This window comes from Bacteroides sp. AM32-11AC, assembly GCF_003603515.1.
Classification (GTDB): Bacteria; Bacteroidota; Bacteroidia; order Bacteroidales; family Bacteroidaceae; genus Bacteroides; species Bacteroides uniformis.
Genome location: NZ_QTNH01000011.1, coordinates 136027 through 161291 on the forward strand (window position 1 = coordinate 136027; position 25265 = coordinate 161291).

General features: G+C 50.0%; 22 protein-coding genes. 13 read left to right on the top strand and 9 right to left on the bottom strand.

The window, feature by feature from the left end:
- Positions 1-743 precede the first annotated feature (743 nt).
- Complete coding sequence (locus tag DW800_RS13430; RefSeq protein WP_022401485.1) at positions 744-1091, top strand: SH3 beta-barrel fold-containing protein; 348 nt, start codon at positions 744-746, stop codon at positions 1089-1091.
- Between the two features lie 40 nt (positions 1092-1131).
- Positions 1132-1962, top strand: a complete 831-nt coding sequence (locus DW800_RS13435; RefSeq protein WP_119958130.1) for a DUF4373 domain-containing protein — start codon at positions 1132-1134, stop codon at positions 1960-1962.
- A gap of 127 nt (positions 1963-2089) precedes the next feature.
- On the opposite strand, the gene DW800_RS13440 is transcribed toward DW800_RS13435, so the two are convergent.
- Both DW800_RS13440 and lipB read right to left on the bottom strand, forming a co-directional pair.
- Positions 2090-2686, bottom strand: coding sequence for an ACP phosphodiesterase (locus tag DW800_RS13440; RefSeq protein ID WP_057281255.1), 597 nt, complete (start codon positions 2684-2686; stop codon positions 2090-2092).
- Positions 2683-3354: a lipoyl(octanoyl) transferase LipB gene (gene lipB / locus DW800_RS13445; protein ID WP_227239111.1), complete on the bottom strand. Its 672-nt coding sequence runs from the start codon at positions 3352-3354 to the stop codon at positions 2683-2685. The genes DW800_RS13440 and lipB overlap by 4 nt, the downstream gene beginning before the upstream one ends.
- A gap of 137 nt (positions 3355-3491) precedes the next feature.
- On the opposite strand from lipB, the gene DW800_RS13450 reads away from it, so the two are divergent.
- The gene (locus DW800_RS13450; RefSeq protein WP_008663188.1) at positions 3492-6338 is read left to right on the top strand and encodes a TonB-dependent receptor; all 2847 of its coding nucleotides are present in this window, start codon (positions 3492-3494) and stop codon (positions 6336-6338) included.
- Between the two features lie 92 nt (positions 6339-6430).
- Positions 6431-7264, top strand: coding sequence for a helix-turn-helix domain-containing protein (locus DW800_RS13455; RefSeq protein ID WP_005836344.1), 834 nt, complete (start codon positions 6431-6433; stop codon positions 7262-7264).
- Positions 7265-7275: 11 nt separating this feature from the next.
- Here the strand turns inward: DW800_RS13455 and DW800_RS13460 are convergent, their stop codons facing one another.
- The 4 genes from DW800_RS13460 to DW800_RS13475 form a co-directional block, all read right to left on the bottom strand.
- On the bottom strand, positions 7276-8970 hold the full coding sequence (locus DW800_RS13460; RefSeq protein ID WP_119958131.1) for a heavy metal translocating P-type ATPase: 1695 nt from the start codon (positions 8968-8970) through the stop codon (positions 7276-7278).
- Between the two features lie 70 nt (positions 8971-9040).
- Positions 9041-9352, bottom strand: coding sequence for a heavy-metal-associated domain-containing protein (locus tag DW800_RS13465; RefSeq protein ID WP_057281258.1), 312 nt, complete (start codon positions 9350-9352; stop codon positions 9041-9043).
- A 28-nt stretch (positions 9353-9380) separates the two neighbouring features.
- The gene (locus DW800_RS13470) at positions 9381-11597 is read right to left on the bottom strand and encodes a TonB-dependent receptor domain-containing protein (RefSeq protein WP_117880802.1); all 2217 of its coding nucleotides are present in this window, start codon (positions 11595-11597) and stop codon (positions 9381-9383) included.
- Between the two features lie 83 nt (positions 11598-11680).
- The gene (locus DW800_RS13475; protein ID WP_119958132.1) at positions 11681-12079 is read right to left on the bottom strand and encodes a hypothetical protein; all 399 of its coding nucleotides are present in this window, start codon (positions 12077-12079) and stop codon (positions 11681-11683) included.
- A gap of 138 nt (positions 12080-12217) precedes the next feature.
- Here DW800_RS13475 and DW800_RS13480 point away from each other — a divergent pair, with 138 nt between their 5' ends.
- From DW800_RS13480 to DW800_RS13520, 9 genes are all read left to right on the top strand, one after another.
- The gene (locus tag DW800_RS13480; RefSeq protein ID WP_117990872.1) at positions 12218-13084 is read left to right on the top strand and encodes a DUF3298 and DUF4163 domain-containing protein; all 867 of its coding nucleotides are present in this window, start codon (positions 12218-12220) and stop codon (positions 13082-13084) included.
- A gap of 37 nt (positions 13085-13121) precedes the next feature.
- Positions 13122-13742, top strand: coding sequence for a 16S rRNA (guanine(527)-N(7))-methyltransferase RsmG (rsmG, locus tag DW800_RS13485; protein ID WP_005828157.1), 621 nt, complete (start codon positions 13122-13124; stop codon positions 13740-13742).
- 15 nt (positions 13743-13757) lie between these two features.
- Entirely contained in the window at positions 13758-14396 is a 639-nt protein-coding gene (locus DW800_RS13490) for an MBL fold metallo-hydrolase (RefSeq protein ID WP_005828155.1), read from the top strand.
- A gap of 31 nt (positions 14397-14427) precedes the next feature.
- The gene (gcvP, locus tag DW800_RS13495; protein ID WP_057253284.1) at positions 14428-17277 is read left to right on the top strand and encodes an aminomethyl-transferring glycine dehydrogenase; all 2850 of its coding nucleotides are present in this window, start codon (positions 14428-14430) and stop codon (positions 17275-17277) included.
- Entirely contained in the window at positions 17277-17939 is a 663-nt protein-coding gene (trhA, locus tag DW800_RS13500; RefSeq protein WP_243634917.1) for a PAQR family membrane homeostasis protein TrhA, read from the top strand. The genes gcvP and trhA overlap by 1 nt, the downstream gene beginning before the upstream one ends.
- A gap of 117 nt (positions 17940-18056) precedes the next feature.
- Positions 18057-18881, top strand: a complete 825-nt coding sequence (locus DW800_RS13505) for an ABC transporter ATP-binding protein (protein ID WP_117866112.1) — start codon at positions 18057-18059, stop codon at positions 18879-18881.
- On the top strand, positions 18878-19672 hold the full coding sequence (locus DW800_RS13510) for a hypothetical protein (protein WP_117866113.1): 795 nt from the start codon (positions 18878-18880) through the stop codon (positions 19670-19672). The genes DW800_RS13505 and DW800_RS13510 overlap by 4 nt, the downstream gene beginning before the upstream one ends.
- Positions 19673-19675: 3 nt before the next feature.
- Complete coding sequence (locus DW800_RS13515) at positions 19676-20044, top strand: GntR family transcriptional regulator (RefSeq protein WP_118936640.1); 369 nt, start codon at positions 19676-19678, stop codon at positions 20042-20044.
- Positions 20045-20274: 230 nt separating this feature from the next.
- Entirely contained in the window at positions 20275-22605 is a 2331-nt protein-coding gene (locus DW800_RS13520; protein WP_119958134.1) for a TonB-dependent receptor, read from the top strand.
- A 111-nt stretch (positions 22606-22716) separates the two neighbouring features.
- Here DW800_RS13520 and DW800_RS13525 read toward each other — a convergent pair whose 3' ends face one another.
- From DW800_RS13525 to DW800_RS13535, 3 genes are all read right to left on the bottom strand, one after another.
- Entirely contained in the window at positions 22717-23280 is a 564-nt protein-coding gene (locus DW800_RS13525) for a nitroreductase family protein (RefSeq protein WP_009036894.1), read from the bottom strand.
- Positions 23281-23347: 67 nt separating this feature from the next.
- Positions 23348-24472, bottom strand: coding sequence for an HpaII family restriction endonuclease (locus DW800_RS13530; protein WP_118936644.1), 1125 nt, complete (start codon positions 24470-24472; stop codon positions 23348-23350).
- Positions 24473-24630: 158 nt separating this feature from the next.
- Entirely contained in the window at positions 24631-25227 is a 597-nt protein-coding gene (locus DW800_RS13535) for an IMPACT family protein (protein ID WP_035457915.1), read from the bottom strand.
- Positions 25228-25265 lie beyond the last annotated feature (38 nt).

Consider the following 25265-nt stretch of genomic DNA (forward strand, 5'->3'; position numbering starts at 1 on the left):
ACTTCCAAATCAAAGTCATTTCCATTTATATATCAACGCATTAACCCATCATAAAGATAAAACCCAGCTTTTTATCTCCATCCTTACTCCACAAAAACAAAAAACTTGATATACCTTTGCATTTATTTTACAAACTACAGTAATTTTAATTATTAACCCAAAAACATTAGAAAATGAAGGCAAAAGAAACACTCCAAAGTAAGGAAAAAAAACAAAAAGAGACACCCTTAAAACGGATGTAAAGCACGGCATATCAGCTCCTAAAGCAGGAGTAGGACGTCCCTCAAGCGGGGAGGTTATAGGAATACTGCCACAATATAGGAAAGAAGTCATTAAAGACATCATCCTATGGAAAAAATCAAGATACTTTATAGAAGAAAAGCCGACAAGCAACAAGGCATTGGCACAATGGGCATACTCACATTTCGACTTTAGAACGCCAGACTATAAAAGACTGTCAGAAAACACTATAATACAAGAGTTCGGTGAAGTGTGGCGGGAAATGAAGGTAGCAGGAAAGATATAGGGAATAAAACAAAAAAGGGCAGAAACCACGAAACTTATTGACAATAATTAAATATAAACAACTTAAGGAATAAACCACTTATCTTTGCCGCCACTTTGGTAAGGATGAAGCCACACCGCCTATAGATGCCGCTTTCTCAACGAATGCGGCATCTTTTTTTATATACAAGCGTACCTCCTGCCAAACTAATACAATTATTAATTTTAAAGACAACAAGATGAGAAAGTCGACAAAGAACGCTTCACTTCACGAAGCACTGAGAAACCTATGGAAAATACGTATCATGCTGGAAAAGAACTACACGGAAACATGCGCCACATGGATGGCCCGACGGATAGAAAGCCTGATAGACCACATGCAATACGGCCACGCACTCATAGCCTACCACAAGCAGGACGGGACATTCAGGCTGGCGAAAGCCACCTTACTGCCCTACAAGGCAGACTTCAGAAGAGATTATGACATCACAAGAGTGACAAGCACCATAGCCTTTTGGGACGTGGAACTGCAGGCATGGAAAACCTTCCAGCTGGAAAACTTCCTCGAATGGAGCCCCATATGCTAACCATTAACCATTAATCACTAATCATTAAACACTAAAAACAATGGCCATGATGTACGGGGGAATGCTATACTTCCCCCTCAAAGTAAATCTATTCGAAGAGATAGCAGTGGAACTGGTGGAAGCCAGGTTCGGACTGAAAGGAACGGCGGCGGTAATGAAACTGCTGTGCAAGATACACAAGGAAAACGGATATTACCTGAAATGGAACGCGGAGCAATGCACACTGTTCACAAACAAGGCGGGAAAGGACATCAACGAGCAGGAGATGCAGGGAATCGTGGACATCCTGGTGGAGAAAGCCTTTTTCGACCCCAAAACCTATAAGGAGCAAGGGGTGCTGACCTCTACCGAGATACAGAAAATATGGCTGGAAGCCACCAAAAGAAGAAAAAGGGACCTCACCACCCTACCCTATCTGCTGGTAGAGACGGAGGAAGATAAACCGAACAAGGACGAGACTTGTACGCAAAAACGGGAAAATTGTACGCAGGATGCGGACATTTTCCCCGAAAATGCATACAATTCCAAACAAAGCAAAGTAGAAGAAAGTAAAGCAAAAGAAAGTAAAGCACTTCCCCCTCTTACTCCCCCGGGGGAAAGCGGAGGAGCGCAGGGGAATCCTGATCTGGACATTCCCGGATATGCCTACAACAGGAATACGCACAACCTGGAATGCCTCATGCTGAATCTGGAAAAGCTCTACATCACCGACCGGGAGGAAATCAGGAAGATACTGAAGTTATCGGACTACGGCAGGCTGGGAAACTACGTCTGGAAAATATTCAATGGGACGAACTGGAGCAAGGTGAACAGCAAGGGAGGGTACATCATCTCGGTACTGGCAAGAGAGAAGCGGAGTACGGGAAGCTGATTCCACAGGGCACAAGCTATCAATAACATGTCATGCAGGAAATCAATAACGTGTGATACAAAAAACAAATATCGTGCCGGCAGGAAATTAATTCCTTGCCGACACGATATGAATTTCTTCTTCGTCCTTAAAACTGTACCTTATAATTATGCCGGTATTCAGTGCAAAACCTCTGCAATTCAATAAAAAATGGCTGGAACACAGCAAACAGTTCCTCATCGTGCTCTTCAAGGTAACGAATAGCCTTGTCTACGGATATATCAATATGATGATATTCCACCATGATGTTCAAAGACTCTCTTATTCCGTTCAGAGTGGCGTATTTCCGCAAACGGTCGGTCAGGATAAAATGCCAGATGAAACGTTTGAACCGTACCGGAAGATAGCGGTAATTGATGAGGAGGGAAAGATAGAAAGTCCGGGTATACCTCCTCAAGGAAACTCCGGAGAACGACTCGAAACGGGAAGCCAGCAAATAATCGAAATAAATATCCAGCAATACCCCCGAATAGCGTCCGAATTCAGGTTGAAGCCTATGTACCACCTCGCAGACAGCCGGATGACGGTCGGTATAGTCGTCAATAGCGCGGTGAAGCTGAATACCCTTGGCTATATCCGGCGGATAATTCTTATAGGAGCTTCCCTTTACAGCATCGCCTACAAAATTGCCCAACTGTACTTTTCTGTTCGGACCGGAAAGGAATACATGTGCCAGATAGTTCATGACAAAAGATTTACCAGCTCCTTGCAAAGACACTCCTTCACCTCTTCCATCGGCACTTCATGTCCCAGTTCTTTCTGCAAAGAAGTGACCCCCTTGTCGATGAATCCGCAGGGATTGATATAGCTGAAATAACGTAAATCGGTATTCACATTCAGTGCCAGCCCATGCATGGTAACAAAATGGCTGCTGCGCACGCCGATGGCACAAATCTTACGGGCACGGGGAGTATCGCCCTCCAGCCATACGCCCGTTGCCTTCTCCAGGCGTCCGGCAGCGATGCCAAACGAAGCACAAACGCGAATTACCGCCTCTTCCAGCAGATGCACATACTCCTTCAACCCCAAAGAAAAGTCCTCGAGGTTCAGAATAGGATAACAGACCAACTGTCCCGGACCATGATACGTAATGTCTCCACCACGGTCAATATGATAGAGCGTAGCCCCTATCCTGCGCAGTTGTTCTTCTCCCAGCAGCATATTCCTTTCTTTCCCGCTACGCCCCAATGTATAGACATGGGGATGCTCGCAGAGCACAATATGATTGACATAGCACTCTCCTGCCTGCTTGGCGTGTACAAGTGCGTCAAACCATTCCGTCTGCCGGCTCCATGCCCCGGCATAAGGAATCATGTTCCAATCTGATATTTCCAGTTTCATGCAAGCAAATATAGCACTTTTTTGAATTCACTCCCCGAATTTATCTTAAATATGTAGCATCTATTCATAAAAATACACCTTGATAATCTGATAATATCTCACGTACTTTGCAAACATTCTGATATAACTATTCACAAAAAGACAGACTTATGAAAAAAAGAATTCTAATAACGCTATTCGCAGCGTTACTGTTCAGCTTTTCCATATCTGCACAGATATTGAAGGGGCACGTATATGATGCAACGACCAATGAACCGCTTGCAGGGGCATCGGTCACCTACAAGCTGAAAGACACGCAAGGCGTAGTGACCGACATAAACGGTGCATACGAAGTACACCTGCCGGCGGGAGGTGTAGATTTGGTATTCAGCTACGTGGGATATGAGGATGTGCCAATGCCCATCGTCATCAGCAAAGGAGACATTATGCAGAAAGACGTGTACATGAAGGAAAGCACCAACCTGCTGGAAGATGTCGTGGTCTCGGCCGGACGGTTTGAACAGAAGCTGAGCGATGTGACGGTCTCCATGGATTTGATAAAGGCCAGTGACATTGCCCGCCAGGCTCCCACAGACATCACCTCGACACTGCAGACCATTCCGGGGGTCGATATCATCGACAAGCAACCCAGCATTCGAGGCGGTGGCGGCTGGACTTACAGCGTAGGTGCCCGCAGCCTGGTACTGGTAGACGGGATGAGCGTGCTCAGCCCCCAAAACGGAGTCATCAACTGGAACAGCGTACCTCTGGAAAATGTGCAGCAGGTAGAGGTCATCAAAGGAGCCTCCAGCGTGCTCTATGGTTCGTCGGCCCTGAACGGCATCATCAACATACGCACCGCACGGCCGGGACTGACCCCTCAGACCCGTTTCAGTGCCTATGTAGGAATCTATGACGACCCCGACAACAGCGATTACCAATGGAGTGACAAATCTTTCTGGAAAGAGGACAAATATCCGGTAAAGCCCTTGTTGCGCAACAGCCTTTTCAGCGGTGTACGCAATCCGCTCTACGAAGGTTTCGACCTCACCCACTCCCGCCGCATCGGTAACTTTGACGTCAGCGGCGGACTGAATCTCTTTACCGACGAGGGCTACCGCCAACAAGGTTACAACAAACGTTTCCACATCAACGGAAACCTCACCTACTATCAGCCGGATATGGGTATGAAACTGATGAACTACGGTTTCAACGTGGATTTCCTTTCCAACAAGTACGGGGATTTCTTCATCTGGCGCTCGCCCGGCGAGGCCTACCGCCCCTCTCCCTTTACTAATATGGGACGTGAGTCCAACAACTTCCGCATTGACCCTTTCTTCAACTTCACCAATCCTGAAAGAGGTACTTCACACAAAGTAAAGGGCCGTTTCTACTACAGTGCGGACAATGTGGTACGCCCTACACAATCCGCCTCCATTACGGATATTCTGGGCAACATGGGCACCGACGCACAAGTCATCCAGAACATTGCCAATGGAGACTACACAGCCCTCCAGCCACTGATGACCGGAGTTATCAAATGGCTGGGAAGCGACAAGCTGAGTGATTTGATGGACGGTGTCTTCGGCTCTCTGGACAACATATTCCCCAATGCCACCACTGCCGACTATTGCGACCTCATCTCTTGGGTAATGAGCAACGGCCTGCCGTCTGACATGGGAGGACTGCTTGAAGGGAAACTACCCAGCGACCTGGTTCCCTGGCTATCCGGTGTACTCAATCCGAAGCGCAATCAATCACCAACACGGACGGACAAGAATTACGACTATTATCTGGACTATCAGTTCAACAAGAAATGGGACGGCGGCGCACAAATCACCACGGGTCTGACTTACGAACATATCCGCACCTTCTCCGGCGAAACGGAAGAAGTACATCAAAGTGACAATGTTGCCGCCTATATGCAATACGACCAGCGCTTCTGGGACCGCCTCAGCGTATCGGCCGGTGTACGTGCCGAATACTACCGGATAGACAAGCACTACCGGGAAGCCGACACAAAGGTTTTCGGGAGCAAGATTCCTTTCCGCCCCGTGTTCCGTGCCGGGCTGAACTACCAGCTAGCCGATTACAGCTTCCTGCGTGCCAGCTTCGGCCAGGGTTACCGTAATCCCTCCATCACCGAGAAATACCTTCGCAAAGACATCGGAGGTGTAGGTGTATATCCCAACTACAACGTACAGCCGGAAAAAGGATTCAATGCCGAGCTGGGATTCAAGCAAGGGTACAAGGCAGGCAATTTACAAGGATTTGCAGATGTCGCCGCTTTCTATACCCAATACAAGGATATGGTGGAATTCCAGTTCGGCCTATTCAACAATGCGGACCTGAGCATGATAAACAGCGTTACAGACGCCATACAAATGCTGAAGAACGGCAAGGGTTTCGGCATCGGGGCACAGTTCCACAACGTGTCCAAAGCACAGATTTATGGAATGGAAATCAGCACCAACGGCATGTACACCTTCAACAAAAACGCCAAGCTGCTCTATAACCTGGGATATGTATATACCGAACCGAGGGATGCCGACTACAAGAAACGCAATGCCCTGGAGAACACCTATACCGACCCGCTTCAGATGAAGGAGAAAAGCAATGACGGCAAGTACTTGAAATATCGTCCGAAACACAGTTTCAAGGCCACGCTGGACTTTCAGTGGAAACGCATCAACATAGGTGCCAACGTAAACTGGAAAAGCAAGATACTTGCCGTGGACTATATTATGCTGGACGAACGCAGCAAAAGTGAACCTGACCTGCTGGACTACGTGCGCGGCATCCTCTTCGGCTCGTCCAACGGGGAAACCCTGGCATCCTATTGGAAAAAGCATAATACGGACTATGCCACAGTGGACATGCGCTTCGGGGTGAAAGCCACCAAGGAAGTAGCTTTCCAGTTCATGATAAACAACCTGCTGAACAAGGAGTACAGCTATCGTCCCATGGCAGTGGGCGCGCCACGTACTTTCGTCGTAAAGATGGACGTTACATTTTAAAAAAAGAACATTTCATTTTAAAAACAGAATGTCTTCCGTTACTTTTTCCCGGAAAAGAATTACCTTTGTGCGAACTCTAAACGACAAAGCGTATGGAATTTCCTCAAGTCGACCTGCCAGTAGACATGATTGCATGGACTGAAGTAACGGAAGACATTCTAAACATATACAAACAGTCGTGCCGCCTGAAAGCATGCATCTTTGCACTATGCATAGAAGGTTCCATCACGGTATCCATCAACTTGATGGATACGGAAATCAAGCAAGGGGATTTTATCACCCTGCTTCCCGGAACCATCATACAGTTTTACGAACAAAAGGAAAAAGTGTGCCTGGGATTCGTGGGGTTTTCTTCCCATTGCCTCAATGGAGTCAACCTCATCCAGTCTACATTGAGCTCCTTCTCCAACATACTGGAGTATCCGGTACTGGCTGTCAACCCTACCGTCGCCTCCTATTTCAAGGACTATTTTGCCTTATGGGCACGCATCACGACCGGTCCCTATCCTCCCGATACAAAAATGGCTCAAAGCACATTGAACTTGCTCCTCAGCGGCATAGACAGAATGTATTGCCACCGTCCGCAGATGCAAAAAGGGAACAAGAGCCGGAAAGAGGAAATATGCCGCGAACTGGTGCAGCTCGTCATCGAAAACTATACCCGCGAACGCCGCGCGCAATTCTATGCCGACAAACTGGGCATCTCCCTGCAACACCTCAGCACCACCGTGAGGCAGGTGACCGGCAGAAATGTATTGGACATCATCGCCCACGTCGTCATCGTAGACGTGAAAGCCAAGCTGAAATCAACCAACATGACCATTCAGGAGATTGCCTATTCCCTGAACTTCCCCAGTGCTTCCTTCTTTGGAAAATACTTCAAGAGGCACATGGGCATGAGTCCGCTGGAGTATAGGAACAGCTGAGAATACAGCCGTCAGAACCTGGAACTCAGACGAAGGCTGCTCAAAGCCACGGATACACAGGAAAGAGCCATGGCAGCACCTGCCAGCGCAGGACTCAGCAGGATGTCATAGACGGGATAGAGTACTCCGGCCGCGACAAAGATACCCACTGTATTATAGATGAAAGCCCAGAACAGATTCCGGTACATGAGGCTCACAGTCTGGCGAGACAACCGGAAAACTTTGGGCAACAGCAGCAGGTCTGAAGTCCTGAGAGTAATCATGGCGGTGTCCATCAACGTATCGGTCCCCTTTCCCATGGCAATGCTTACATCAGCACAGCTCAAGGCTTGCGCATCGTTCACGCCATCACCTACCATGGCGACCGTTTTACCCTGAAGCTGCAGCTTATGGATGAAATCCTCTTTGTCGTCGGGCATGGCATCAGCCACAAAACGCATGATACCCAAACTGCCGGCCACGGAAGAAGCTGTACGCTCACCGTCTCCCGTAAGCATGCATATCTCGATGTCCTGGATACGCAGTTCCCGGATAGCTTCCATAGAAGTCACCCGCAACTGGTCCTTGATGGCAATAACGGCAAGTAAATCGTTCTCACGCCCAAAGTAGACAATACTGTTTCCGTCCGATTCATATTGTGTCAGCATATCGGCCAGGATATCCGACAAATTGGCTTGATAATCTTTCAGCAGTTTATGGCTTCCTACCCAATATTCCGCACCCTGATAGGCCACTCTGACACCTTTTCCGGTAATGTTTTCAAAACCGTCCAGGTGGGCAGGGATAACCTGCTCCTCCCCTTCCAGGGCCGTAACGATTGCTTCTGCCAGAGGATGGTCCGAAGTAGACTCGGCAGCAAGCAGTACATCTTTATAATGCTCCTCCTGCCCTTGCGCCCACAGCCAGCCTATTACCGTAGGATGTCCTTCTGTCAGGGTCCCGGTCTTGTCGAATACCACCACATCCACATTGCGCATCTGCTCTAAAGCGGAAGTGTCCCTAATTAGGATATGATTGCGGGCAGCTTTATTGAGGCCCGCCGCCAAAGCTACTGGAGTGGCCAGCCCTACCACACACGGACAAGCCACCACCAATACGGACAAAGCGGCAAACAGACCGTGTGACACTACATCTATGCCTCCGAAGAACACCCATATAAAAAAGGTCAGCAGGGAAATGATGAGAATGACCGGGACAAAAAGCTCGGCAACACGGTCGTCAATGCGTTGCTTCTCCGGCAGTACGCGGGCTGCGTTATGCTGCCAGCCTCCCAACCGGCGGATAGCCGCCGACACAGTTCTCTGGGCACGTTCCTCCATAAACTCGCCGGTCAGGGAAAAGGCGATGATGACGGCGGCAACCCCATAATAGACATGCGGTTCCAGCCCGATGCCCAGCCAATAATCCGGGAAGAAAGTATTGAACACACTGAACAGAAAAGCCACAGAGGTGGTAAGCGCCACCAGACGGTCTATATTGTTGCGGCCCGACCGGGTCCCCTTCCAGGCACCGGTATAAAAAGGAAAGCCGAAAAACAGCAGTACCGGAATTGCCAGTACCATCTGTATTTCACGGGTATAGGGTATATGCACAAAGACTGTAGAAAACAGTATCAGCACGATGGCAAAAAGCCATGCACCGACGACGCGCAATCCCGTGCTGTGCATATCCGGCACGGGATGTGCCTTAGTAATTATATTGCTCATTCGATTTATTTTTTAGATGGTTGTTGTTCCGCTTTAATAAAGCAACAACCGGAATGAGCCATTTGTTCAATTACTTCTTATCGTCCTGCTTGGTTTCCTTGACAAACTCCGCTTCATAATGGAACTTTTGGAAACCTTTTTTCAACTTTTCCACATTGGTCTTGTCGGCATCATACGTGATGGTTACCGTCTTTGTCTTCAGGTCTGTGTTGAAGTCCTTCAGTCCCTTCTCAAAACGGATGTTATTGTTTATCTTCCTTACACAGTTCTCACACTTCATCTGTGCCACCTTGAACACGGCTGTACGGATGTCTTTTGCCATTGCGGCAGATGCACAGAAGAGTACAACTGCCAAAGTCATTAAAAATCTTCTTGTTTTCATTGTTTTGCTATTGATTTAATAAATAATATTATATTCTCGGCAAGTTAAAACGGACACCTACATAGGCTTTTGCCCCATGCATCGGTCCCCACACCATCGTAGCGTCAAAGTTGCTTCCCCAGGGATTGGAAGCATCGATGATGGGGTTTTTCTGCTTGAAGTTTGTCAGGTTCTCGCCACCGACGTATATAGACCAGCGACGGAAATAGCGCGTCACCTGGGCACTCAACTGCTCGAAGCCGCCATAGCGCCTTTCCCACGACCAGTTGCCGTCTGTCAGTTCGTATGGAGCCGGCATGCGCCCGCCACCGTTCAGTTGCAAAGTCACATCAAACTGCCACAATCCCAAAGGTGTCTGATAAGAAGCCGTCAGCAAACCTTTATACTTGCTGGTAAGGGGTTTCTCCATCAGCTCTCCGTTGTAATTCGTCTTGGCATCCGTCCAACGGTAAGCTGCGGTAAAGGTGAAACCCGGGAAGAACGGATAGCTTGCCTCCACCTGCACTACCTGCGAATAGGAACGGCCGTGAAGGTTGTAGAACAGAACGGCATGCGGGTCCGTATCCATGTCTACCACCACCTGCTTGCTGAAATCCGTGTAATAGTATTCCGCATTCAGGTTCAAGGTTTTGCCGAACAAGGGAATATAGGCGGAAGTGCTTGCGCCATAGTTCCAGGCCTCATCCTGGTCAAGACGTTTGGCGATGTCTATCCGGCGGCTGCTTGCCAGCAGGTAGTTATTCTCGGCCAGCACATGGTTCGTGCGGTATCCCTTTCCTGCCGAAAGACGGAAATGTACATACTCGTTGGGATTGTACTTCACATGGAAACGCGGAGTGACGAAATAGCCGTACTCACTGCTATGGTCGCCGCGGATACCGCCCATCAGCACCAGTTTATCGTCCCAGTTGTAGGTGTACTGCACGTAGGCGCCGGGGACGGCTTCTTTGGTGAATTTCTTCGTCAAAGGCTGTGCGGCGTCATTGTCCAGGCGGTAGTGCTGGTCGTAGGAGTCATAGTTGAAGCTCAGTCCGGCAGAAAGGCTTTGACGCTTGGTCAGTTCCGTCTCGAACAGCAAGGAGGCATAAGCGTTGTGCTGGTCCACATCGTAGATTTTCCGTCCGTACAAGGCATCCTGCTTGTGCAGGGAGCCGGAGAGAATCAATGCCAGGTTGGTATTCTTCTCCTTGTTGAATATATAGGCGTTCTTGGTGAAAGCTTCGTAGCGGTCGGTACCTATACTTATCTTATAAGGGTCTGCCAGGGACGTTTTGCCATGGCTGACTTGCCCGCTGTTGCGGTCTTCTGTAAGCACTTTGATGCCTGCCTGGAAGACGTAACGGTCGCCCATGTATGCCCAGCGGTTCCAGAGGTTGTACTGCTCCACACGGGGGATGTCGGCAAAGCCGTCGTCGTTGCTGTCGTGAGCTTTGGTCTCATTCTCGTAATGCGCCAGCAAAGAGGTGCTCCAACGTTTGGAGAGTTTCACCGTGGCATCGGCATTGGCTTCATAACGGTTAGTACTGCTGGCAAAGAGATTGGCGGAGAACCAGTCGGCTTCGGGCAACTGGGGTTTCTTGAATTCCACATTGATTTGTCCCGTGATGGCCTCATAGCCGTTCTTCACGGACGAACTGCCCTTGCTCACCTGAATACTCTGCATCCATGGCCCGGGTACATAACCCAGTCCGTAGGGGGCGGCAGAGCCGCGGTAGTTGGGGATATTCTCCGTCATCATCTGCACATACGTACCGGACAAGCCGAGAAGCTTGATTTGCTTGGCACCGGTGGCGGCGTCAGAGTAAGTGACGTCCACCGAGGGATTAGTCACAAAACTCTCTCCCAAATTACAGCAAGCGGCACGGCTCAGCTCGGCGCTGCTTATCATATCTTCATTCATCACACTGTTGCGCAGCTTCATGGTGCCCAACTTACGGCTGACCACATTCACCTCGCTCAGTTCCACCCCTTCGCGCAAGACAATGTCGAGCGTCTCATTGCGGTTACTTACGTGTATCGTATCATTCTCAAAACCGATAAAGCTGACTACAAGCATATGCTTGTCATTGGGTTTGGACAAGGAGAAGGTACCGTCCGCCGAAGTGGTGGTTCCTTGAGTGGTTCCCTGCCAGAAGAGGTTGGCACCCGCAATCGGGTCGCCCAAATTATCCTTTACCGTTCCCTTTACCTGCGCCTGCAAGGCGGTGAAAGAGAACAGAAGAATGGCTATCAAACTATATTTCATTTCTGTTTTATACTTAAAGAAGTGATTAAAAAACAAACAGTTCCCTCCGGGCAATCCAGGTCATTGCCCCGTATAAAACAACACTAAATGAGAAGCGTGGAATAGAGCGCCACATAATGACGCGAGCCGACGACATATGGCGGTGCTCCTGAAACAACTCTCGGAGTACAAGCCACCTGCGGCAAGGAGTGATCAAACAGCGGCAGTTGCTCGCAAAACAGTGTAAGGAATGGCACGAACGAAACAGACTCGTGTGCATGCTTCACGAAATCCACCTTGTAGTAGACGGCTGTACAGCCGGTATCCTTGCATGTTTGCCGTGAGGCACGATGTGTATTATGGCATTTGGAACAGCCGGAAGTGCAGCAGCTTTGCGTCGTCTCGCATCCGGCACAGCAATACTGAACTACAGAAATCCCCACTCCGCTTATAATGATAAGGGAGGAAAAGAGTACAGCCAGTATGTAACGGAGTTCCTTCATAAGCGCTGCAAAGATAGAAAGTTTTAACCGTTTGCCGGAATTAATTTTTCCTTTTTTATGTGTGCAGTTCGTTAATAAGTTCTATATTTGTCGATAAAGTTTTTTGATTGATATGTTGATTTATAAACGAAATTCAATATGAAAAAGCAAACTGTCAGCCTACTTGTCCTTCTGCTTGCGGCAAGCGGCTTTTTCTTTTCCTGCGGTAACACCGTGAACAAAAACGCATACGCGTTGGAGTTCGACAGTATACAAGTAAACGAAACCGTACATCTCTTCGGAGACACAGCCAAGCCGGCCTGCAACCTCATCCTCAACTTTGCCTACGCCAGCCAGTCATCCGACGTGAGGCTGAAAGACAGTCTGAACGCCTTCTTCCTCTCCGCCTGCTTCGGCGACAAGTACATGGCGATGACACCCGAAGAAGCTGTCAAGAAATATACGGAGAAATATGTCAGCGACTACCGCAATGACCTGGAGCCGATGTACAAAAAGGATGAGCAGGACAAGGAGGACGAAGAAAGCATAGGAGCTTGGTATTCCTATTATAAAGGAATCGAAAGCCATGTGCAGTTGTGCAATACCTTGATACTGACCTACCGTATAGATTACAACGAATATACCGGCGGCGCACACGGCATCTATATGTCCACCTTCCTCAACCTCGACCTAAAGACCCTAAGCCCCATCCGCCTGGACGACCTCTTTGAAGGCGACTATAAGGAAGCGCTGACCGACTTGCTTTGGAAACAGCTGATGGCAGACAACAACGTCAGCACCCGCCAAGAGCTGGAGGACATGGGCTACGCCACCACCGGCGATCTGGAGCCCATCGAGAATTTCTACCTGGACCCAACGGGAATCACCTTCTATTATAATGTATATGAAATTGCCCCATACGTAATGGGAGCAACCAAAATCACGTTGTCTTATGAGGACATAGCCCCTCTGATGAACGGTAAATTCATTGTATTGAGCAGCGCTATAAAAACAGACGGCGAATAGGAACTGTAATCAATTGTCTATCAACATAAAATTCACAATGGATTTAATACTCAAATATTTCCCGGACCTGACGGAAGAACAGAAACGGCAGTTTGCCGCACTCTACGACCTCTATCTGGACTGGAACTCTAAGATTAATGTCATTTCACGCAAAGATATAGAGAACTTGTACGAACACCATGTGCTGCACTCTCTGGGCATAGCCAAGGTAATCAGGTTCAGACCGGGGACACAAATTATGGACCTCGGCACGGGAGGAGGCTTTCCGGGAATCCCGCTTGCCATCCTTTTCCCCGAAGTACAATTCCATCTGGTGGACAGCATCGGAAAGAAAGTACGCGTAGCCTCCGAAATAGCCAACAGCATCGGGCTGAAAAACATCACCTTCCGCCATGCCCGCGCAGAAGAGGAAAAAGGGAAGTTCGACTTTGTGGTGAGCCGTGCCGTGATGCCGCTGACAGACCTACTGAAGATTATCCGCAAGAACATCTCCTCCAAACAGCAGAATGCATTGCCCAACGGACTGATTTGCCTCAAGGGGGGCGAATTGGGAAACGAAACCATGCCCGTCAAGAACAAGACCACGTTGTGGGACTTGAAGGAGTTCTTTGAAGAGGAGTTCTTCGAGACAAAGAAAGTAGTATATGTAGGGGGATAAATCTAAATACATAATATGAAAATAAAGAGATTCGAATTTAATATGTTCCCGGAGAACTGTTATGTGCTTTGGGACGAAACCAATGAAGCGGTCGTCATTGACCCGGGCTGTTTTTATGAGGAAGAAAAGCAGGCCTTGAAAAACTTCATCATCAAGAATGGGCTGAATGTGAAACATCTGCTGAATACCCATCTGCATCTGGACCATATCTTCGGCAATCCTTTCATGCTGAAAGAGTTCGGTCTGAAGGCCGAAGCCAACCAGGCCGATGAGTTCTGGATTGACGAAGCGCCGAAACAAAGCCGCATGTTCGGCTTCCAACTGCAGGAAGCCCCCGTGCCCCTGGGCACTTATCTGCACGATGGAGACATCATCACCTTCGGCAATACAGAACTGGAAGCCATCCATGTGCCGGGACACTCGCCAGGCAGCCTGGTGTACTATTGCGCGGCAGACCACTGCATGTTCTCGGGGGATGTGCTGTTTCAAGGCAGCATCGGCCGTGCCGACCTTGCCGGCGGCAACTTCGACGAACTGATAGAGCATATTTGCAGCCGTCTGTTCATCCTGCCCAACGACACGATTGTCTATCCCGGACACGGAGCACCGACTACCATAGGAATAGAAAAAGCGGAGAATCCGTTCTTCCGGTAAATATACAGCAAACTTTTAAATCATTACAGCCATGAAAAACGACCTATTGGCCTACCGCCACATCGGCATCAGCGAAAAAGACGAGGAGAAGATGCTCCAAAAAATAGGAGTGAAAAGCCTGGACGAGCTGATTGATAAAACCATTCCTGCCAACATCCGCCTGAAAGAACCGCTGGCTCTGCCCAAGACAATGACGGAGTATGAATTCGGACAGCACATTACAGGGCTGGCTGCCAAAAACAAACTTTACACAACCTATATCGGTATGGGATGGTACAATACCATCACTCCTGCCGTTATCCAACGGAATGTATTCGAGAACCCCGTTTGGTACACTTCCTATACCCCCTATCAGACCGAAGTCTCACAAGGACGCCTGGAAGCCCTAATGAACTTCCAGACTGCCGTATGTGACCTCACCGGCATGCCCCTTGCCAACTGCTCCCTGCTGGACGAAGCGACTGCCGCAGCCGAAGCCGTGACGATGATGTACGCCCTGCGTCCGCGCGACATGCAGAAATCGGGTGCCAACGTGGTATTTGTAGACGAAGCCGTCTTCCCGCAGACACTGGCGGTAATGACTACCCGCGCCATTCCGCAAGGTATCGAGCTGCGTATAGGAAAATACCATGAAATGGAATTCACGCCGGACATCTTCGCCTGCGTACTGCAATATCCCAACGCCGCCGGCAACGTGGAAGATTATCGCGCCTTCGTGGAAAAAGCCCATGCAGCCAACTGCAAAGTGGCCGTTGCCGCCGACATTCTGAGTCTCGCCCTGCTCACCCCTCCGGGAGAATGGGGGGCTGACATCGTCTTCGGAACCACACAACGGCTCGGTACACCGATGTTCTACGGTGGGCCGTCGGCAGCCTACTTTGCCACCCGCGACGAGTACAAGCGCAATATGCCGGGACGCATCATCGGCTGGTCGAAAGACAAATACGGCAAGCTGTGCTACCGCATGGCGCTGCAAACCCGCGAGCAACATATCAAGCGTGAAAAGGCGACTTCCAACATCTGTACCGCGCAGGCACTACTGGCTACAATGGCAGGATTCTATGCCGTATATCATGGTCCGGAAGGCATCCGCACCATTGCAGAACGCATCCACAGCATTGCCGTATTCCTGGAAGAAAGTATCAACAGACTGGGGTACAAGCAGGTCAATGCACAATATTTCGACACGCTCCGCTTTGCACTGCCCGACACCATTTCGGCACAGCAGATACGTACCATCGCCTTGAGCAAGGAAGTGAACCTGCGTTATTTCAAGAATGGGGACGTAGGTATGAGCATCGATGAGACTACGGACATCACTGCCGTCAACGTACTGCTCTCCATCTTTGCCATTGCCGCCGGAAGGGATTGGGAAAAGGCAAGCGACGTACCCATGGCAAGCAGCATCAGCGCGGAGATGAAACGCCAAAGCACCTATCTGACACATGAAGTATTCAACAAATACCATACGGAAACGGAGATGATGCGCTACATCAAGCGTCTCGACCGCAAGGACATCTCACTGGCACACTCCATGATTTCCCTCGGCTCGTGCACCATGAAGCTGAACGCTGCCGCAGAGATGCTGCCGCTCAGCCGTCCGGAATTCATGAACATGCATCCCCTGGTGCCCGAGGACCAGGCCGAAGGTTACCGCGAACTGATAAGCAACCTCAGTGAAGAGCTGAAGATAATTACCGGCTTTGCCGGTGTCAGCCTGCAACCCAACTCCGGTGCGGCAGGCGAATATGCAGGACTCCGCGTCATCCGCGCCTATCTGGAAAGTATAGGACAAGGGCACCGCAATAAAATACTGATACCTGCATCCGCACACGGCACCAACCCGGCATCTGCCATCCAGGCAGGCTTTACCACCGTGACCTGCGCCTGCGACGCACAAGGCAATGTGGATATGGCCGACCTGCGCGCCAAAGCGGAAGAAAACAAGGCGGACCTCGCCGCCCTAATGATCACCTACCCTTCCACACACGGTATCTTTGAAACGGAAATTGTGGAAATCTGCCACATTATACACGCCTGCGGTGCGCAGGTATATATGGACGGCGCCAATATGAATGCCCAAGTAGGCTTGACGAATCCCGGCTTTATCGGTGCGGATGTCTGCCATTTGAATCTGCACAAAACGTTCGCCTCTCCTCACGGTGGCGGCGGACCGGGCGTAGGTCCCATCTGCGTGGCAGAGCATCTGGTTCCGTTCCTTCCGGGACACAAATTGTTCGGCAATGCCGCCAACCAGGTGTCCGGAGCTCCTTTCGGCAGTGCAGGTATCCTCCCCATTACTTACGGCTATATCCGCATGATGGGAACAGAAGGGCTGACACGGGCCACAAAGATAGCCATCCTCAGCGCCAACTACCTGGCAGCCTGCCTCAAGGATACATACGGCATCGTTTACCGCGGTGCTACCGGCTTCGTAGGACACGAAATGATATTGGAATGCCGTAAGGTGCACGAAGAGACGGGCATCAGCGAAAACGACATCGCCAAGCGCCTGATGGATTATGGATATCATGCCCCTACCCTCTCCTTCCCGGTACACGGCACACTGATGATTGAACCGACGGAGAGCGAAAGCCTTGCCGAACTCGACAACTTTGTCCACGTGATGCTGACCATCTGGGACGAGATTCAAGAGGTGAAGAACGGCGAAGTCGACAAGACGGACAACGTGCTGGTGAATGCCCCGCATCCCGAATACGAAGTGGTAGCCGACACATGGGAGCACAGCTATACCCGCCAAAAGGCAGCCTACCCGATAGAAAGCGTGCGCGAAAACAAGTTCTGGGTGAACGTGGCACGCGTAGACAACACGTTGGGAGACCGTAAACTGTTGCCCACATGCTATGGATGCTTCGACTGATGAAAAGAAAGCGTAACGGACTATTTTATAGTAAAAAAGAAGAAACCATCAATTCCATCTCCCATGGCATCGGCATTGCCATGGGAGTAATTGTAAGTACACTATTCCTGATAAAATGCTACCAGGCGCAGAATCTTTGGGCAGCATGCGGCGTATGGCTCTATCTGTTCGGCATGGGCGGTTCATATCTTGCCTCCACACTCTACCACTCCCTGAAACATCATAATCCGTGGAAACGGCGCTTGCGGCATTGGGACCATGCGGCCATCTATTGGCACATTGCAGGCAGTTACTCCCCCATCACGCTCATTGCATTGAGAGAGGACGGCGGTTGGGGATGGGAACTTTTCGGCTTCGTCTGGCTATACGCCATCATCGGCACTGTTGTCAGCTTCCGCAAGATGGAGGAGCACAGTTACGTGGAAACAGTGTGTTACATCCTGATGGGGCTGTCCGTACTGGTAGTATTCAAGCAGCTTTTCGCCCTCTCCCCCACAGCCTGCTACTGGATTATTGCCGAGGGGGTATGCTACATCACGGGAGCCGCCTTCTACTCCTTGCGCAAGGCACGGTACATGCATTCGGTTTTCCATTTCTTTGTATTGGGCGGTTCAGCCTGCCACATGGTGGCTGTATGGGACATACTGGTGAAGATACTGTAAGCAAACGGCAAGCGCACAACCGCTAAAAGAAGTTAATAAGTATCTCTCCCCCTTGCTTTTCTCCATAACTTACCCTACGTTTGCAGTGTTGTACATCAGTGCAACACTAATAAAATTATGATAACGATAGAGAATACGAGCTACGGTTACAAGTCCAATCCACTTATTTTCAACAACATATCTTTGGAAATAGGAAACGGCATATATGGACTTCTGGGAGAAAACGGCGTAGGCAAAACGACGCTGATGCATCTCATCTGCGGACTACTCTTCCCCAAAAACGGAAAGTGCAGCATAGACGGAAGAAACACGGCGGAGAGACAGCCCGAAGGGTTGGCCCGTTACTTCTTCCTGCCCGAAGAGATGCAGATGCCAACCGAGAGTATCGTCAGCTTCGCTGCACGCCATTCCGTATTCTATCCACATTTCAATCAGGAAGAATTCGAGCTGAACCTGGAAGAGCTGAAAATCAACCGGAAACAAAAACTCTCTTCCGTCTCCTACGGACAACAGAAGAAGGCAATGCTGGCATACGCCTTTGCCCTGCATACTCCATACATCCTGCTCGACGAACCGACAAACGGGCTAGACATCACCTCCCGCCAAGCCTTGAAACGTATCATCAGCCGCAGCATGGACGATGAAAGCACGCTGCTCATCTCCACCCATCAGGCGCACGACTTCGAGAATCTGCTGGACCATCTCGTCATCCTTGGCAAAGGCGAAATATTACTGAACCGTTCGCTGGACGAAATCAGTAACCGGCTTCTCTTTGCCCGTACGGACATTCTGCCGGCAGAAAGCATCTACAGCGAACAAGACTTGGCAGGCCATTTCTCCATTCTCCCCAACGAGGACGGAGAAGAGAACACACCGGACATCGAGCTGCTGTATAAAGCGGTGTTGCAACAACCGGAAAAGATACAGAGCATGTTTCAATGAAAATCCATCATACAAACAGAACTATGAACGCAACTTTTAATCTGAAACGCTTCCTGCTACTGGAACAATATAAAAGGAATGAGACCGGCAGGCACCTGCTTTGGTCGGCAGCCGTCGTATCGTTCATCTGCATCCTATGCATCCTCTACGACATAAACCGCGGTGGAAGTTATTACGGCAAACATACCTCTGCCACCGAATTCTCCCGCTACATACTATGGTTTATCCTCATGGCCCCCTGCCTGCTGGAAACAAAATTCAGCAAACGCAGCTCCACTCTCGATATACTGCTGCCGACATCGGCATTCGAGAAGTTCCTGCATATCTGGATAAAATACCTGCTGCTGCTTCCCCTATTCTGCAGTCTGCTGATAGCCTGCCTCAAAGGTCTGCTGTCCTTAAGCGGCAGCGAGTTCCTGCAGTATTTTGCAACGCACATCACGATGTACCGGATACACAACACCCAGATACTGACCTATGTAATCCTGCATGCTTCCGCCTTCATCGGCTACTTCGCCTTCAGTCGGCAAGTCCTGCTGAAAAGTTTCACCATCTTTGTAGGCTCCATTGCCGTCTGCATAGGAATTGTAACTTTTGTGGCCTCCCTCATGCCCGAAGCCAGAGCGGACGGATACTGGATAGACAACATTGCCACATGGCCCAACACCAACTATCCGTTGTCGGCCGGTGCACAAGCCATCGTGACTTTCTGCAATTATGCGGCTCCCATCAGTGTGCTGCTCGGTTCATGGGTATCGAGCTACTTCCTGCTCAAAGAAAAACAACTGTAGCCTATGGACTTCAAGACCAACAAACCGATATACCAGCAGATTGTAGATTTCTGTTTCAGCAAGATTCTCACCCGCGAATGGCGGGCAGAAGAGCGGGTGGTATCCGTGAGGGAGCTCTCCACACAACTGGCAGTGAACTCGCGTACCGTGTTGAAGGCCTATGAATACCTCCAGGCAGAGGGCATCATCTACCCGGAACGGGGAATGGGGTTCTACCTCTCCAAAGATGCGGTGAAGAAAGTGATGCGAATACAGAAGAAAGAGTTTTTTGAAAACCAGCTTGCCAACATGTTCCGCAGCATGGAGCTGCTCGGCATCAGTATAGAAGAAATAACAGAACGATATAACAAACTTAAAAAAGACGGTTCATGAAGAGATACGCAAAGACTGCATTATGGATTACCTTCGGACTCCTCTTCGGACTTACGATTGTCAAAGTTTCGACACTGATGTACGAGATTTATTCCTTCATGCATTCCTGACTTTCATCGGACAGACGAGGAAAGTATAAACAACTGACATACAAGCTTCAGCATCTTCCCTCAACGGGAAGAGTGACTTTTACATCCCTATCCAACAGCAACAGACTAATACAAATAATTATGAAAAACCAACTTTTTTTACTATTGCTTGCCCTCTCCGTACTCCGTACGCAGGCACAGAGCCTCTTCATCAAAGGACGCGTCACGGACGCCTCGCAAGAAGCAGTTATAGCCGCCAATGTGTCATTATGGACCATAGACTCTACTTTGGTGACCGGAGTAACCTCGGATGCACAAGGCAAGTTCGCCCTCCATAAAATCAAGGCAGGCGATTACCGCCTTTCCATCTCCTTCATCGGCCTCCAAAGTGAAAACATACTGCTGAAACTGAATAAAAGCCTCGACCTGGGCGATGTACAGTTGCAGGAAGATGCCGTGAGCCTCGGTGAAGTGACGGTATCCGCCAGCAATGTGCTGCAACGGGTAGACCGGCAAATCATCCTGCCTTCCGAAAGCCAGCTGAAACGCTCGTTCGGTGCCTACGACCTGCTGAACAATCTCGGCATTGCCCGTCTGCAAGTGGACAATCTGAGCAACAGCATGAGCGTCAGCGGTGGCGGGTCCGTACAAACCCGTATCAACGGCATTAAAGTGACAGACAAGGAGATAGCGGCTGTCAGAGCCAAAGACGTACTGCGTGTGGAGTTCATCGAAGACCCCGGCAAGCAGTACGGAGACGATGAGCTGGGCGCCGTGGTCAACATTATCCTGCGCCGCCGCGAAACGGGCGGTGTCGTGAACTTCCAGCTCTCCGATTCGCCCCACACCCTATGGGGAGAGAATTTCCTGAGCGCGAAGTTCAATTACAAGAACTCCGAATGGGGCATCGACTACTTCAACAAGAACGGCAAGTATCACAGCCGCCTCGAATCCCACGAAACCTTCTATCTGGGCGACCGCACCATCGACCGCATCAAGGAAGGCATCGAAGACGAGTCTCCCTCCCTGAGCTTCATCAACAACCTGAATCTGACGTACAATCTGACGAAAGCGGACAAATATGTATTCAATGCCATCTTCCGTAACAACCTCAGCAATGCCCCCTACCAGAATGAACTGAACAAGATGTGGGCAGTGGGCAGCACGGAGTCCATCTATTCATACGTCAACAACCACACATCCAGCTACTCTCCGGCACTCGACCTTTACTTCCAGCATACCCTGCCCCATCAGCAGAGCATCCAGGTGAATGTAACGGGAACGCTCATCCATACCAAGAACAACCGGAAATACAAGGAGTACAAAGACGAGAACGCACCGCTGGCGGACATCCAGACATTGGTGGACGGTGACAAGCGCTCCGTCATTGGCGAAGCCATCTATGAAAAGAACTTCAAGGAGGTGAAGCTGAGCGGCGGTGCCCGCCACTATCAGATGCGGACAGAGAATGAGTATAAAGGTTCCAACCCTACCACTTCGAAGATGGACCAGTCGCAGACATCCGCTTTCTTCGAGGTGCAGGGCAAGGTAAAGGACTTCAGCTATGCGGGCAGTGTAGGAATGACACGTGCCTGGTTCAAGGAAAGTGAGGAAGACCATGCTTACTATACCTTCACGCCCACCGTGCGGTTGAGCTATAATCTGAAGAAGGCGGGATTCCTGCGCTACCGGTTCAACATCAGTCCTGCCATACCGTCACTCGGTTCGCTGACGGATGTGGAGCAGGCGATGGATACGATACAGATAGTCCGCGGCAACCCGTTGCTGAAAACGTATCAACAGTTCACGAACTCCTTGTCTTACAGCTATTCGAAGAAGCAGTTCAATGCCAATCTGAGCGTGCGCCACCAGTATTATGACAATCCCATCATGGAAAGCATCTTCGTGGAGGACGGCAAACTGATACTGAAGGATGAAAACCAGCGGTCGTTCCAAAGCCTGAATACGGAACTGATGGCCGGCATAAATGGCGCTACACTGTTCGGACTGAAAGATTTCCTGACGCTTTATGCTTCGGGAGGATATACGCGCAGTTGGTCGGAAGGCCTGAACTATAGCCATATGTACGATGAATTCTATTACAGCGTGATGGCGCAAGTGCAATATAAAGGCCTCTCGCTGCTCGGGCAGTTCCGGAAAGTGCAGAACAATTTCTTCGGCGAAACCATTAAAAAGAACGAAAACCAGACGGCATTCATGGCAATGTACACCCGGCAGAACCTTCAGGCGGGAATCGGTATTATGTTTCCCTTCACCAATAATTATAAAGTGGGAAAAGAAAGAATCAGCAAAGTGGCTCCTTTCCGTTCCGAGACATTCGTCAGGGAGACGGGACAGATGGTCGTGCTGCGCGTGGGTTATACATTCGAGTTCGGACGCAAGCACAAGGCAGGCAACAAGGGGCTGAACAACAGTGATACGGACAGCGGCATCATCAATATGCAGCGATAACCCATTTCCTCTGTGAAGAGGAAGCCCAACGGAGAGTGGCGGAATTATACGTTATTTTGCTTCATGTATGATTAATTACCTGACCGTCACCTCTCCTGCGGGTATCTCTGTTTAGCGGATGATGGTCACCGTACCTTCCTTCACCTTTTTCTCCTTCACCGGAGCATCGGCGGGAGCATATCCCAGGGCTGCGCAGCCATATACCTTATGGCTCTCGGGTACACCCAGCTTTGTCAAGAAAGCGCGGACATCGGGGTCGTCGCAGGTCTGCCCCAACTGGTTAATCCAGCAGGAACCGATGCCGAGGGACTTGGCTGCAAGGAAAATGTTCTCCAAGGCGCAAGCGCAATCCATAGCAGCCCACCATTGGGTAGGCTCGTTGGAGACAATGACCAGCGTGGGGGCATGATAGTAGCAGCAATAAGTCTGGCTATGTCCACGTTCCCGTGTATGAGGGTCGTCACTCTTGGCAAAGGCGCCTTTGATTTTATCATTCAACTCTTTCAGTACTTCCTTATTCTGAATGGCAGTGAAGTGCCACGTCTCCAAATGCATACCGTTGGGGGCATAAGTAGCCGCCTCAAGGATAAGATTCAAATCTTCTGCGGAAACCTGCTGTTCCATATAGGCACGGACGCTACGGCGTGCCTTGATAGTTTGTAATGTCTCGTTCATTTGTTTAATTGAGAATTGATAGTTGATTATTGATAATGCAAATCGGTGCGTATTCAGTAGGGCTGTTTCATCGTTTCACCAGTCCAATCTTCACATTCAGCTTGAAGTACCAGACGCCGTTCTCGCGCTCCAAGAAGCCGTATTTATCTTTCTCTACGGCACCTTTCTCCAAACGCGTGTTCTGATAAAGGAAGTCTGCAAAGACCTGCGGACGGGATTTGTGGTAGCAGAGTATCTGCCCGTTGCCGTCCGTCAGGAAGATGCCTTCGACGGCAGAGTCCGTACCGTTATAAATTTTGGCAGGGCGCATGCCGAGGGCAAGCGCCAGCAAGAACTGCTTCATCTTGAACTCGTAGAAGCGGTGCTTGTTTATCAACTCGTCCTTTATCTTCAGCGGATTCATCTCCTTGATGCGCTCCGTCAATTCGCTGATGCGGGTGATGCCGTCCAAGTGCATCAAGCGCACCATCTCGGCAAGCATGCGGGGGAAGTGGAGGTCTATCATCAGCAGGTTGCAGCGGAACACGCGGTCGGCAACGTCGGCATACTTCAGCACGCCGCCCAGTCGCTCAATCATCATCATGCGTTCTGCTACTTCCGTAGAAGATTCCGGCAGGGCATTCACCTTGTTCACCGTGGGCACGGCAAACTTGACACCGCTTTGCTCCAGCTTCAGATTCGCCGTGCGCCCTCCGTCCAGCAACGGATTCATCGGGGTAAGGCGACAACGGACATTGAAGCCCGTTAGAGGTGCTTCGGGATGCCAGAAGGCAACGGAGAAGTCGGTACGGTCCTCCGTCTTTGCTTCCAGGTCGAAGATGTTGACAGCATCCAAAAAGGCTTCCAAACCTTCGGATACTTCCACTTCCTCGCCCGAAACGTTCTTCAACAGATGCAGAACCAACTCTGCCGCATCACCAAAGTCTTCGCGGGGGAAACGCAGTTCCTCCTTCTCGCCCGGAACAAACGAACCGTCCTTCCCGGTAGTTCCGCTGACAATGCGCACTTCCTGCGCTTCGATATAGTAACGGCGCGTACCGTCATGCTCTTCCCTCTGTATCAAGGCAACGGGCCAGCGCAGGGTTTCGTCTTTTTCAGCTTTCGGTGTGCCCAATGACACGGCTCCATCCGCCAGCAGGCGAAAGAAGGTGTAGAGCTCGCCCAGTTCTCTTTTTGTTGCACTAAATGCCATAAACTTTCTTTTGTTTAAAGGGGGGGAGTCAGCCTTTCATAAGAAGTGGTACCGTTTCCGCAAAGAAAACAGTCTGTTCCTCATAGGAAAACAACTTGTTCCGTTAAAGGAAACGAACAACTTCCCTATTAAAAGGGGCTCTTATCCCATTTGTTGTATTATTCAAACCTTAATGTTTCTACTTTCTCCAACCGTGCCCGCAACTTCGGCATCATGGACTGACGAATGCGGAGCGTCATACGGCAGTCCATATCATACGACTGTTCCTGAATTTCCGGCTCCTCCTCCTTCACCACCCGCATCACATCGTTCATGAAGGGGTATTCGAAGAGGAAAGTCACCGCCTCATCTACCGTCTTTTCAATGATGGTGGCAGCGGCAATGGCTTCGGCAGCGGCAGCCTTATAGGCTACAATCAGTCCGCTCGTACCCAACTTGATACCGCCGAAGTAGCGCACTACGATGACGAGAATATCCGTCAGTTCGTTGGAATTGATTTGTCCCAGAATCGGCTTGCCTGCCGTACCCGATGGTTCGCCGTTGTCGTTGGCACGGAAGTCCTTCCGCTCATGGCCCAACATGTAGGCATAGCACACGTGGCGGGCGTCGTAGTATTTCTTCTGGTAAGTTTCCAGATGCGCCTTCACCTCCTCTACTGTACGCACCGGCAGGGCAATAGCAATGAACTTGCTGCGCTTTTCAGTGTAAATGCCCTCGGAAGGGGCAACGATGGTTTTATACGTATCTTCGCTCATGCTGCAAAGATAATGCAAACCGAAGAGAGAACTTTCAT

Bases quoted from the DNA above. Each gene is read 5' to 3' on its own strand.
- DW800_RS13430 (WP_022401485.1), top strand. From the start codon at position 744: ATGAGAAAGTCGACAAAGAACGCTTCACTTCACGAAGCACTGAGAAAC.
- DW800_RS13435 (WP_119958130.1), top strand. From the start codon at position 1,132: ATGGCCATGATGTACGGGGGAATGCTATACTTCCCCCTCAAAGTAAAT.
- DW800_RS13440 (WP_057281255.1), bottom strand. From the start codon at position 2,686: ATGAACTATCTGGCACATGTATTCCTTTCCGGTCCGAACAGAAAAGTA.
- DW800_RS13450 (WP_008663188.1), top strand. From the start codon at position 3,492: ATGAAAAAAAGAATTCTAATAACGCTATTCGCAGCGTTACTGTTCAGC.
- DW800_RS13455 (WP_005836344.1), top strand. From the start codon at position 6,431: ATGGAATTTCCTCAAGTCGACCTGCCAGTAGACATGATTGCATGGACT.
- DW800_RS13460 (WP_119958131.1), bottom strand. From the start codon at position 8,970: ATGAGCAATATAATTACTAAGGCACATCCCGTGCCGGATATGCACAGC.
- DW800_RS13465 (WP_057281258.1), bottom strand. From the start codon at position 9,352: ATGAAAACAAGAAGATTTTTAATGACTTTGGCAGTTGTACTCTTCTGT.
- DW800_RS13470 (WP_117880802.1), bottom strand. From the start codon at position 11,597: ATGAAATATAGTTTGATAGCCATTCTTCTGTTCTCTTTCACCGCCTTG.
- DW800_RS13475 (WP_119958132.1), bottom strand. From the start codon at position 12,079: ATGAAGGAACTCCGTTACATACTGGCTGTACTCTTTTCCTCCCTTATC.
- DW800_RS13480 (WP_117990872.1), top strand. From the start codon at position 12,218: ATGAAAAAGCAAACTGTCAGCCTACTTGTCCTTCTGCTTGCGGCAAGC.
- rsmG (WP_005828157.1), top strand. From the start codon at position 13,122: ATGGATTTAATACTCAAATATTTCCCGGACCTGACGGAAGAACAGAAA.
- DW800_RS13490 (WP_005828155.1), top strand. From the start codon at position 13,758: ATGAAAATAAAGAGATTCGAATTTAATATGTTCCCGGAGAACTGTTAT.
- gcvP (WP_057253284.1), top strand. From the start codon at position 14,428: ATGAAAAACGACCTATTGGCCTACCGCCACATCGGCATCAGCGAAAAA.
- trhA (WP_243634917.1), top strand. From the start codon at position 17,277: ATGAAAAGAAAGCGTAACGGACTATTTTATAGTAAAAAAGAAGAAACC.
- DW800_RS13505 (WP_117866112.1), top strand. From the start codon at position 18,057: ATGATAACGATAGAGAATACGAGCTACGGTTACAAGTCCAATCCACTT.
- DW800_RS13510 (WP_117866113.1), top strand. From the start codon at position 18,878: ATGAAAATCCATCATACAAACAGAACTATGAACGCAACTTTTAATCTG.
- DW800_RS13515 (WP_118936640.1), top strand. From the start codon at position 19,676: ATGGACTTCAAGACCAACAAACCGATATACCAGCAGATTGTAGATTTC.
- DW800_RS13520 (WP_119958134.1), top strand. From the start codon at position 20,275: ATGAAAAACCAACTTTTTTTACTATTGCTTGCCCTCTCCGTACTCCGT.
- DW800_RS13525 (WP_009036894.1), bottom strand. From the start codon at position 23,280: ATGAACGAGACATTACAAACTATCAAGGCACGCCGTAGCGTCCGTGCC.
- DW800_RS13530 (WP_118936644.1), bottom strand. From the start codon at position 24,472: ATGGCATTTAGTGCAACAAAAAGAGAACTGGGCGAGCTCTACACCTTC.
- DW800_RS13535 (WP_035457915.1), bottom strand. From the start codon at position 25,227: ATGAGCGAAGATACGTATAAAACCATCGTTGCCCCTTCCGAGGGCATT.